Origin of the sequence: Devosia sp. (assembly GCF_028290645.1) — a bacterium.
Lineage (GTDB): Bacteria > Pseudomonadota > Alphaproteobacteria > Rhizobiales > Devosiaceae > Devosia_A.
The window spans coordinates 1-3038 of sequence record NZ_JAQGJL010000071.1 but is presented as its reverse complement, the minus strand read 5'-3'; the positions used below and the strand labels follow the sequence as shown (position 1 = coordinate 3038).

Here is a 3038-nt window from a genome sequence, read left to right as displayed (position 1 = left end):
CCAGCCGCTGCATGCGGCGCGGCTGAAGCTCATTGCCGACGGGGCACTGGGCCATATCAGCTTCGCCCGCGTTTCGGCCGCCCACGGCTACCATGGCACGAGCCTGATGCGGCAGTTCCTCGGCATCGGCTTCGAAGACGCGACGATCCGCGGCAAGGCGTTCCAGAGCCGGGCGCTCGAGGGTCCCAACCGCTTCAGCTGGCCAGCGGCCGAGCAGTTCGTGACGACGACGCAGACGCTCGGCGAGTTCGATTTCGGGGATTGCCTCGGCCTCTTCGATTTCACCGACGTTCAGTATCGCTCGCCCGTCCACTCGCACCGCGTCGTCATCCGCGGCGACCGCGGCGAGATCGCCGACCTAGAGGCGCGGGTGATGCCGGACTACGGCCATCCGCTGGTGCGGCAGTTCACACCCAGTGAATCGGGCCGGTACGGGAATCTCTTCGGCTTCGCGCTGGAGGCGATGCTGTGCGGCGACGAGACGGTGTGGACCATGCCCTATCCGAACGCCCGCCTGATGGACGACGAGATCGCCATCGCCGTGGCGATGGAGCGGATGGGCGCGCTGGCGCGCGGCGAAGACGAGGGGCCTTATCCCTATGCGGAAGCGGCGCAGGACCAATATCTGTCATTGCTGATGCACCAGGCGGCGCGGAGCGGGGAGACCGTTCGGAGCCAGCGGCAGCCGTGGGCGGGATAACGGCTACCGGGCTCGATCGAGACACGACATCGGTGGGTGGGAGCGGAACACTCCTCAACCCCAAGCCGGTGGCAGCGATCTAGCTGCGGCGCATGCCCACCGACGCCGCGGCGGCGGCCATCGCCCCCGGGAGAGGTTCGGGACCGCCGATGCCGGTGGTCTCGCGGATAACGAGCACCATCTCGCGCAGTTCGTGGACTTCCGATTGTTGCGCGGCGGTAAATCGCTGGTTGCCCAACTGCATGGTCCGGCCGTCGCGCAGCGGCATGGTGAGGGTCAGCAAGACGGTGCCGCCGGAGCGTTGTTCGAGCAGGCGCAGTTCCGAGACGTCGCTGAAGGTTATGTCGACCACCTTGTCCGGGCTGCGCTGGCGCCTCGTCACGACGCGCAACTCGCCGTTCTGAAGGTCGAAGGTGGTCGTCACGTCGATCACGGGCCGGAGCAGGACGAGCCAGCCGATGGCCCCGAGGCAGAGGAGGCCTGCGCCGATGAGCAGAACCGTACTGTCGCCGCTCAACTGCTGCCCGGTGACGACCACCGCTATGTAAAGTCCGATGCAGAGGGCGATCAGCGCCGGCTTGTTCGGCGGCTCGGGCGCGTGAACGAGGGTGAGGGTACCATCCGCTCGGTTCAGCTCCATCGCGTCAATCCTCCAGCAGGTAGGCGCCCTTGCGGGTGCTGAGCGTCGTGGTCCCGACGATCTTCATGATCGCCGTGCCGCGCGGGGCGTATTTCGCGGCGATCCGCGACAGCACCAGTCCGTCAGTCCCGGCGAGGATGGGCGTCCGCGCCATGAAGGCTTCCGGGCCGTCGAGCGCGATGAGGTCGGCGACGGGCTGGCCCTTCCTCACCAGTTCGCCGAGCTCGACGCGGTAGGCGACGAGCCCGGGCCGGTCGACGCGCAGGATCTCCGTAGCGTCGAACGGCGTCGCCTGCGATAGCGGCGCGGGGCGCTCGCCGGCATCGGCATCGATCAGGTTGCGACCGCAGAGGAACCCCCAGAGGCGGCGGGCGTCGTCCTCGCCGAAATGGTCGAAGACATCTGCCTGGCCGCGGTACTCGAGCGTCGCCGTCGCGCTCGCCATGGGTACGGGTTTGCCCGGATTGGCGAGGGCCACCTTGCGGTAGAGCTGCGGGAGCACCTCGTCGAACGAGCCACCACCGGAATCGGCGGCGGTCAGCGTTGCGGCGGAGCCCATCCAGTCGGCGAGGTCCTGCAGCTCGGGCATCAGTTCGGGCGAGGTGAAGATGTGGATCAGCGAGTCGTCGTCGCAGTGGAGGTCGAAGACGAACTCGGCGTCGTGGGCTTCCTTCAGCACCAGCAGGCGTAGCTGCTCGGCGGCGGTGCGGGGCTGCTGGCTGTCGATCCAGGTGCTGACGGCCTTGCGGATCAGGTTGACGTTGAAGCGCTCGTCATCCGACAACCGGCCGTTGAGCTGGGTGCGGATCAGCGAGAACAGGTCGGGCCAGCGGCGGTTGAAATTGATGCCGGTGTTGGCGTCGTAGCGCCCGATATGCCGGCGCAGCGAGAAGGTCGCCATGCCGAGCGGATTGACCAGCGGCATGAGGGTGAAGCGGGCGCGGAGCAGGCCCTGGTCGTCGGCCTGGCGGAGCATGGGCAGCAGGTGGTGCAGCACCATGGTGCCGGGATGCTCGTCGGCGTGGAGCGCGGCTTGCAGGTGCACCTTCTCGGGCGCGTCTTTGGGCCCGATCACGTAGTAGGTGAACTCGGTCACCGCGCCGGGGGTATCGCCGCGCAGCTGCACAGTTTTGCGTTCGAAGCTCAATGGGTTACCTCGTCAGGCGGGTGAGGCCGAAGCGCAGCGGTACGGCGCCAGGCATGTGGCGCGTCAGACGGCGGTACACGAGTCCGAAGACGAAGAAAACCGCGAGCGAGATGGCGAGGAAATAGAGCCCGGCCACCGAGAAATGCAGGATGGCGTTGTAGTCGCGCTCGTAGAGCTCGCCGGCCTTGTTCATCAGGTCCTTCTGGTCGTCGATCACCGGCAGCGTGAAGTAGATCAGCGCGGTGGCGTGGAACAGGAACACCACCTCGTTGGTGTAGGCGGGCCAGGCGATGCGGATCAGGTGCGGCCAGGTGACCGAGGCGAACTGCTGGGTGCGGGTCATGCCATAGGCACGGGCCGCCTCGACCTCGCCCTTGGGCACGGTCATCAGGGCGCCGTAGAAGATCTCGGCGGTGTGGGCGGTGGTGTTGAGGATGAGGATGGCCGGGCCGAGCACCAGCGGGTTGAGCACGATCCAGTCGATGCCGAGCGGCTTCCACAGGCTCAGGTTGAAGGCCAGCGCGAGCGAATAGAACATGAAGAGCTGGATG

Annotated in this window: 4 protein-coding genes; 1 reads left to right on the top strand and 3 read right to left on the bottom strand. The window is 67.1% G+C overall.

The genetic code is table 11. The features are described 5' to 3' along the window. On the top strand, positions 1–700 hold a 700-nt coding region (locus JWQ89_RS03740), incomplete at its 5' end, for a hypothetical protein (protein WP_299638522.1). A 79-nt stretch (positions 701–779) separates the two neighbouring features. Here the strand turns inward: JWQ89_RS03740 and JWQ89_RS03735 are convergent. The 3 genes from JWQ89_RS03735 to JWQ89_RS03725 all read right to left on the bottom strand — a co-directional run. Beyond that, the gene (locus tag JWQ89_RS03735) at positions 780–1340 is read right to left on the bottom strand and encodes a hypothetical protein (RefSeq protein WP_299638520.1); all 561 of its coding nucleotides are present in this window, start codon (positions 1338–1340) and stop codon (positions 780–782) included. 4 nt (positions 1341–1344) lie between these two features. Continuing rightward, on the bottom strand, positions 1345–2487 hold the full coding sequence (locus JWQ89_RS03730) for a succinylglutamate desuccinylase/aspartoacylase family protein (protein WP_299638518.1): 1143 nt from the start codon (positions 2485–2487) through the stop codon (positions 1345–1347). Positions 2488–2491: 4 nt separating this feature from the next. Then, positions 2492–3038, bottom strand: a 547-nt coding sequence (locus JWQ89_RS03725; protein WP_299638516.1) for an ABC transporter permease subunit, incomplete at its 5' end; no start/stop codon positions are given.

Bases quoted from the DNA above. Each gene is read 5' to 3' on its own strand.
- JWQ89_RS03735 (WP_299638520.1), bottom strand. From the start codon at position 1,340: ATGGAGCTGAACCGAGCGGATGGTACCCTCACCCTCGTTCACGCGCCC.